This is a genomic window from Marinobacter sp. G11 (assembly GCF_021282325.1).
Classification (GTDB): Bacteria; Pseudomonadota; Gammaproteobacteria; order Pseudomonadales; family Oleiphilaceae; genus Marinobacter; species Marinobacter vinifirmus.
The window spans coordinates 1-8,021 of the sequence record NZ_JAJSPB010000055.1 but is presented as its reverse complement, the minus strand read 5'-3'; the positions used below and the strand labels follow the sequence as shown (position 1 = coordinate 8,021).

The window sequence follows — 8,021 nt, the reverse complement described above, 5'->3', positions numbered from 1 at the left end:
CTTGTCGGTTGGTTATGTGTTGGCCTGGCACCCTTTGCTCCACCATGGAAAACAAGGGGCCAATTGTTACACCCAACCGGCCAAGATAATTGTCGTTAACCGGTCATCCTAATTGTCGCCGAACATCCCACCGAAAATGATGAAAAACGGTCCTTGGTTACTATTTCCGCCGGCTGAGTCCAACGTTAAGTTCCGGCCAACGGTCTGGGTTACGGAGGACTCTGCTAACACATCCGAATCTCATGTAAACACCCTGCATTCGGCCGCCAAAGCATTTCACCCAGTGCACAATCCTAATGCTTTTGATCAAGTCATCTCGGCGATGGCCAAGGATTTCTCACACAGTGGTTGGGATTATCTTCGTGCCCTTAAAGAGCAATACAGCGCTTTGCCCTTGTCGGCATTCGAAAGTTGGAAGGCCTTGGCGAACAATACTTCCGCGATAGCTGCGGCAGTTTTTCGGCTCGAGTTTGATCCTGCATTTTGTCGGCGGTTGAGTAACGAGCTTGCAGTGATCTGGGAAACGGTGAATGTGCAGACCTGGATCGATGTTCGGGCTGGTCAGAGCAATTTTCTTGTCGACCAGGGCATCCCCGAAGAATTAGCTGAAAAACTCGTAGAGGATCGGATAAGCAGCGTCGCTACCGCAATTCCCTGCTTTATGCATCTTTCGAACTATTTGCGAGAGCCAAAGCACGTGAACTTGGAACAGGTTCCTTACGTTTTTGCGAAGATATGCTTTGAAGATTTGCGACGTAATCATGCGGACGACCAGAGATGGCCGGAATGGTTCAAGGTGGAGCTCACAAACTGGATTCACCAGCAGAACTTCCCGACGGAAATAACGACACTCCCCGATGTTGGTTTTTCGAGGGCTGTGGCTTACTTGCCTGTATTTATGGCGGCGGTGACCGCAGGAAAAGCGAGGTTTACGGATGTTTCAGAATCGCTTCCGGAACTGAGGTTTGCTGTTCGGGTTCTTTCAGACTTCGACCGTGACGCTTGGTATGAACCTACCTATTCACTGGTACTCTCAAATCTTTTGCTCGAAACAGAAGAATAAGGAATCAAAATGAGTGGTTATTTCAAGGATCTCATTAACCAATCACTAGAGCGTACCCGGGAGTCCACGCTCAGCATCTTGGGCTTGGCTGACCCCGGATTGCGAGCCCATTTGGCAAAGCAAATGAGCAACCAGTTGGGCGAGGAGGGCTGTTTTCTCGCGCCACCGGTCTTCGAGCACACGTTTGGATGGGAGCCGGGCAATATTACCTTTAAGGCCCTGGAGGGCGAACTGCTCAGCAGTGAAGTTATCTCTGCTTTGTCCGATGCGCCCAACGAAAACTATCGGTTTGACCCGAATATAAAACCGTATACGCATCAGTTGACTGCCTGGCGAACTTTGCTCGCTGAAAAACCACAGTCTGCGGTAATCACCACCGGGACAGGGTCAGGTAAAACCGAGTGCTTCATGATCCCGATCTTGCAGGATCTCGTCAGTGAATATCAGCAGACAAGGAAGCCACTTCAAGGCGTGCGAGCCCTGTTCCTTTATCCTCTTAATGCGCTAATCAACTCTCAACGGGAACGTCTTGACGCCTGGACTCGGCCATTCGATCAGAACATCAGGTTCTGTCTTTACAATGGCAACACTAAAGAATCTAGAGCCTCCGTTCGGAAAGAACAAAAAGAGGCTCCCAATCAAACCCTCTCACGGGAGGAGCTGAGGGAGCATCCGTCGCCGATTCTAATGACTAATGCGACGATGCTTGAGTATATGCTCGTCCGTCAGGTGGATGATCCAATCATTCGAAAGTCACGGGAAGCGCAATCTCTTCGCTGGATTGTCCTCGACGAAGCCCACACCTACATCGGATCTCAAGCCGCTGAGCTCTCTCTGCTGCTTCGTCGTGTAGTCGAAGCCTTTGGCCGCGAAGCCTCAGATATCCGGTTTGTCGCCACATCTGCGACCATCGCTGATGAGAAGGCTGAAGAAAGGTTGAGAGAATACCTTGCAGGTCTGGCTGGTGTTCCTTTGCGCCAGGTTGTAGTGATCGGTGGTCAGCGTCAGGTTCCGGAAATTCAGTTTGACGGCGATGACAGCGGCATGTCATTGACACAGTTAAAGTCGATCGAGGAGGGAAGCACAACCTCGGCCAAGAGATTCGACGCCCTTTGCAAATCCAGAACGGCACAGCTGATACGGAATACGGTAGTCAACTCACCGAAGCCCGTCAGCCTTAACGATCTCTCCGGCTCTGTGGGGCCTCTGTTGGTTAGTAAAGATGGTGTTCAACAACAGCAGGAACTATTGGAATGGTTGGATTTGCTAACCAACACCAAACCGTCGGATAAAAAGGAGCCATTCCTGAAATTACGGGCTCACCTGTTTCAGCGCATGCTTCATGGGCTCTGGAGCTGCGTAAACCCCGGCTGCTCTGCAAAATCCGGAGATCTGAAAGACTGGCCCTTTGGCCAAGTCTATGTTCAACAGCGCGGGAAGTGTGATTGTGGTTCGCCCGTTTACGAAGCGGGTTTTTGTGACGACTGCAAAACACCTCACCTGACAGCTGAGCATGCCCATCCGTACCTACGTCAGGCCAGCCCCTATGTCAGTGATGAGTTCTCACTGCAGGAGGATGACTCAGATGACAGCGGCATTTCCGACAGAGCTGGAAGCTCATTAAAAGGGCGCACCGTCATTGCGCCCACGCCCCATGAAGCCTTCGTTTCTGAAGATCTGGATCTGGGTACAGCAGAGCTTGGAAAGCTGGATGCCGAAAACAGCATTACGATTTCACAGGCCGATGAACGTGATGCGATCTGCGTGAACTGTGGTAGCGCTGGAAAAACACCAGGCGGGTTTCTACGCAAGTCGTATCTAGGGTCGCCTTTCTACGTCAGCAACGCCGTGCCAACGGTTCTGGAGTTTTGTCCTGATCCATCGCGTGAAGATTGTGATGGTGCCTCGCCGGAATCTCTGCCAGGCCGTGGCCGTAAACTGATCACCTTTACCGATAGCCGCCAGGGCACCGCTCGCATGGCGGTGCGTATGCAACAGGAAGCGGAGCGCTCCCGTCTGAGAGGATTAGTTTTCCGCTTTCTACAGAACCAAGAGTTAACCAAAACGAAAACAAATGGTGCCCCTGGAGGCATGACCTACGAGAAGCTCATGGAAATGGCAGAAATTGCCGAAAAGAGTGGTCAAAAAGAAGGTGCAAACTCTTTCAGGGAGATGGCTCTTGCTCAAAAGGCGGCAGCTTCTGAGCCAGTATCAGTTGAGTGGAGGGAAGTTGTTGAATATCTTCAGCAGTCTTCAGACGTCCAGGGTTCGATTCTTAAATACAACGAGTATGCAAACCCGCAACTGTTTAGAAATGGTGAGGGTGCTTATACTCTGTCCCGAATTTTGCTTTTGCGGGAGTTTGCGCGTAGGCCGAAAACTCAGAACAGTTGTGAAACACTCGGCATCATAGGGGTAGGGTACAAAGGACTAGAACAGGTCAATTCAACTCCTGAGTACTGGGTACAGACACAGGCTCAATCAGCGGACGGAACTGGCTCATCGCCTCTTTCATTATCCGATTGGAAGAACTTTTTGAAGGTGGCCCTGGACTTTTACGTACGCGAAAATACATTTCTGAGGCTTAACAAGCTAGAAAGCGCTTGGATGGGTTCACGGTTTGCCCCGAAAGAGGTTTTTGCCCCTGGTAGCGACGTAACGGGTAGCCGTACAAAGGCATGGCCGCAGGTCCAAAATGGTCAACCACATCGTCTTGTCAAAATACTAGCCTTGGGAACAGGGCTAAATCCAGAGCTAGAATCGCATCGGAATAAGATTAATTGTTGGTTGAAGGCTGCTTGGGATGCTTTGATATCAACTCAGATTCTTCAAAGACATGATCAAGGTTTTGCTCTCACACGGGAAACTCTCACGTTTTACTTGCCAAAGCATGTTTGGGTTTGTCCTGTAACGAACCGGATTATCGATACCACCTTCCGAGGTTTAACGCCTTACTTGCCAAACAAAGCCGAGGCCGAAAACTATCGATGCAGAACGGCTGAAATGCCCATTTTTACTGAGCTTGCGATTGATAGCGAGCCTGCTCGTTTTCTGATCGATGTTCGTGAGCGGCTCCAGAAGAATGATGTAGTTAAGTCACTTCGGTCACAGAACCTTTGGACAGATATTTCTGACCGAACAATAGAGGGCGGCTTTTACTATCGCACAGCCGAACACTCCGCCCAGCAAGCAGCAGAGCGCCTCCAGCGATACGAGGATGACTTCAAGAAAGGCAAAATCAACGTTCTGAACTGCTCCACCACCATGGAGATGGGGGTCGATATCGGCGGCATTTCTGCGGTTGTGATGAATAACGTTCCGCCCCATCCGGCTAACTACCTGCAGCGAGCGGGTCGGGCTGGCCGGCGCAGTGAGCCTAGAGCCGTCGCCTACACGCTATGTAAACCTGATCCGCACAATACCCGGGCCTTCCAGAATCCTCAGTGGCCCTGGGTAACGGCCATTCCCGCGCCGGTGATTACCCTCAGCGCTGCGCCGCTAGTTCAACGCCACGTAAACTCATTCTTGCTGGCGAACTTCCTGAAGTCGGAAACGAACACTGACGATGATCGCACTCGGTTAAACGTCCATTGGTTCTTCGGCGGTAATCCATCGGTGTGTGAAAGGTTTGTCGATTGGCTGGATACACTGGCCGCCGGATCCGCAGAAAACCACGTGGTGAAAGGAGTTGGCCGGATCACTCGAGAAAACACCGCGTTATCCGCCACATCCTTTGCCGTGTTGGCAGCCGACTGCAAAGAAGCGATCCAACGATTGTCATCGTTTTGGCGGGAAGAATACCGCCGGTTGAACGAACGGCATCGCGAAGCGTCGGATGATGCATACAAAAAAGCGTTGGAGCTCGAGAAGAAACGCCACGAAGAAGAATACTTGCTGCGAGACCTGGCCGCCCGTGCTTTCCTGCCGGGTTACGGCTTCCCTACAGACGTGGTGAATCTCAATACCTACAACGTCGAAGACTTCATTGATAAAAGCGCCCGCAAGCAGGAGAAGTCCCGCGAGGACAACATCTTTACCTACAAGGAAAAACCATCAAGGGGCCTACCGATTGCCATCCGAGAATACGCTCCTGGAGCCCAGGTTGTCATCGATGGCCGTGTATACCGTTCTGCCGGTGTAACCCTGTATTCCTATTACGACAGCGCGCAGGGTGGAGCACAAAAGTTCGATCTGGCCTGGAGTTGTCAGAATTGCGGTGCACATGGCTACCGAGAGTATGCCTATGTGAACAGTGATGAGTTGTCATGCACACAGTGTCACAGCATGATTAATCCGAAGTACGTCAAACGGGTTCTCAGACCGGCTGGCTTCACCACGGATTTTTACGAGTCGACGAGTAACGACGTTACTTCCCAGAAATTCATCCCCGTTGAAAAGCCCCGGATCAGCGTAGATGAAAATGTGATTTCACTGCCTGACGAGCGCTGCGGTTTCATCCGGTTCGGTGACAAAGGGCATGTCTTCCACCACTCGGGCGGTGAAAACGGAACCGGATACGCTGTTTGCCTGAGCTGCGGGCGCGCAGATTCAATGTCTGCCAATCACGAGAAACCGAAAGACCTTCAGCCTGACAAGTTTCATCGGCCTATTGGAGGAAATGCGGGTAGCCACAAAGAGAAAGATTGTTTGGGCGAGCAGGTTATGGCCGGGATCTACCTTGGGTACCAGGCTCAAACTGATGTCCTGGAACTCATACTAAAGAGTCCGATTACCGGTGAATGGATACCGGCCTCAGAAGACGGCCGGGTCATTGCCACAACCCTGGCAGTCGCGCTTAGGGATACCATTGCAGACCAGCTCGGCATTGCGACCACTGAAATGGGCTTCGGGGTCCGGCAAGACAAAGACCTCGATACAGGAGCAACCCGTTACGTCATCCAGGTATACGACGACGTTGCCGGTGGCGCGGGCTTTGTTCTGACGGGATTAGAGAATCTGGCAGAACTCATCGAAAAGATGCTCAAAAAGCTTGAATGCCCGGCCAACTGCGACAATGTCTGTGCGGCCTGCCTTGCCAGCAAAGACAGCCGGGTGGAATTCGACGAGCTGAACCGTAGGGCGGCACTGGAATGGGTCGCTCACAGCGGTATCAGAGACCATCTTTGTTTACCTGAACCTTTCGCTTCTGTTCCCGGCGCAGCCTACTGGCCGTATGATCCTGAGCGATTTGTCCGGCATTGGATTAACAAAGGTGCGAAAGCTGTCTCATTGCGTCTAAAAGGAGACCCCAGCGAATGGGATCTCGGCAACCCTGATTTTCGCCGGAAACTCATGGGATGGCGTGCTATTGATGGCTTGCGAGTCACTCTGATCTTGCCGAAGGGCACCACGTTGAGTGAGGAGATCAAACAGGAGCTCGCCAATCTCGGCCGATTTGGTATCGACGTCTCAGAAACAGACGAGGATCACCCAAATCCAGATATAAGAATGCCGCTTCAGTTCGAGCTTGAAAAGGACGGACTCGTTACTTTAATCACCAACAGTACAAACGCCCAGAGTCCTGGTGAAAACTGGCTGAGTGGCGATGATCAGGCCTTGTGGGTCTATTCACATCAGGAGCCTGTTTTCTCAGCCAGCAGCTTGGATATGGCAGGTTGGTCGGCTCAGCCTAGCGGCGCAGCTGTGGTAGAGCTGACCACTGAACTGAACGGCTCGATTCAGGATTTGGCGCGAAACTTCTGGAGCGTACTCAAGCAAAAGGCTCCGAGTTATGCGGAAGCCATTGATCAAGAAAAAATTGTTTCGCTGCAGTACGAGGATCGCTATCTCAAGTCTCCCTGGGCGGTAGTAATGCTCGCCAATATTTTGAAAGCGGTGGAGATAGGTGATGAAACATCATTGTCTGTTATCACCATGCCTGGCGATGGCCGTCGGGATAGTCGAATGGCGTGGGACGATTGGGTAAACGCCGAAACGCAGCGCGTCGTCTCGGGTGCGTTTCTTAGGGCCGCTCTAGGGGCCAAACAGGTAGACTTTCAAGTCAATAATGATAGGCGTGAACTTACCCACCGTCGGATACTTAGCATTGGATTGGCCTCGGGGCGTACGATCAAGTTGGCTTTCGATCAGGGCATGGGCTACTGGGAAATGAAAGCCTTCCGCCACGATCTGAAATATTTCAATTTTGATCTGGGCCTTGAAGCACAAGTACAAAGAATGTTGGAGCTTGATAAAGAGGGTCGGCTAGTCAATGCCGGTGGCTGGGCTACGGATATTGCGATTTACGAAGACAGCGATATTGGTGGACTAGGTGTGTAGTTGGAGTTTGGTGGATATTACACGCAAGGTTAAGTTCTTTGCACATTGACATGACCTTGTTCTGTAGCTGATGGGAGTTTGGAGTCATCATGAGCAGTATTGGCTGGGTAGACTTTTCATCCTCGGACAGGGAAAAAGTGTCGCAGGTTTTGGCAATGTTGCAGGAGCCGGGCACCTTGGACGAGTTGGGAATAGGGCAGATCCGCGATGCTTGAGCCTGTAAATAAATCTGTGTAACTGCCCACCCCATTACAGGTGACCGTCCAGGCGGTCACCGAATTCGATAATAAAGCGATTCAGTGCCGGCTTCCAATCACGGATCGGCATCGTCCATTTCTTTGAGGCCTGCTGGATGGCCAGGAAGGCTACTTTCAACGCTGAGTCATCACTGGGGAACAGCTTCCGTCGCTTGGTGGCTTTGCGGATCACGCTGTTCAGCGACTCAATGGCATTGGTGGTGTAGATCACTTTCCGGATCGCCGGCGGGTACTCGAAGATGGTGATCAGGTTATCCCAGTGGCTTTGCCAGGAACGAGAGATCTGTGGGTATTGGTGCGTATTCCAGACCAAGGTTGCCACTGATTCCAGACGAAGCCTGCCACCCATTCCACGCGAAAGCTGCCACTGATTCCACGGCAAAGCTGCCACCCTGGCAGGCTGCCTGATTCCCCCATCAAAA

General features: G+C 51.8%; 4 protein-coding genes. 3 read left to right on the top strand and 1 reads right to left on the bottom strand.

Annotation, left to right across the window (positions count from 1 at the left end; translation table 11 throughout):
• Positions 1 to 112 precede the first annotated feature (112 nt).
• The 3 genes from LWH94_RS18485 (at position 113) to LWH94_RS19490 (ending at position 7,557) form a co-directional block, all read left to right on the top strand.
• Positions 113 to 1,063, top strand: coding sequence for an STY4851/ECs_5259 family protein (locus tag LWH94_RS18485; protein ID WP_232903215.1), 951 nt, complete (start codon positions 113 to 115; stop codon positions 1,061 to 1,063).
• A 9-nt stretch (positions 1,064 to 1,072) separates the two neighbouring features.
• On the top strand, positions 1,073 to 7,342 hold the full coding sequence (locus LWH94_RS18480) for a DEAD/DEAH box helicase (RefSeq protein ID WP_232903214.1): 6,270 nt from the start codon (positions 1,073 to 1,075) through the stop codon (positions 7,340 to 7,342).
• Between the two features lie 89 nt (positions 7,343 to 7,431).
• Entirely contained in the window at positions 7,432 to 7,557 is a 126-nt protein-coding gene (locus LWH94_RS19490) for a hypothetical protein (RefSeq protein WP_269802668.1), read from the top strand.
• 34 nt (positions 7,558 to 7,591) lie between these two features.
• On the opposite strand, the gene LWH94_RS18475 is transcribed toward LWH94_RS19490, so the two are convergent.
• A partial coding sequence (locus LWH94_RS18475) for a transposase (protein WP_232903213.1) occupies positions 7,592 to 8,021 on the bottom strand: 430 nt, incomplete at its 5' end.

Excerpts from the sequence above, each read along its gene's own strand:
- LWH94_RS19490 (WP_269802668.1), top strand. The coding sequence starts at position 7,432 with ATGAGCAGTATTGGCTGGGTAGACTTTTCATCCTCGGACAGGGAAAAA.
- LWH94_RS18480 (WP_232903214.1), top strand. The coding sequence starts at position 1,073 with ATGAGTGGTTATTTCAAGGATCTCATTAACCAATCACTAGAGCGTACC.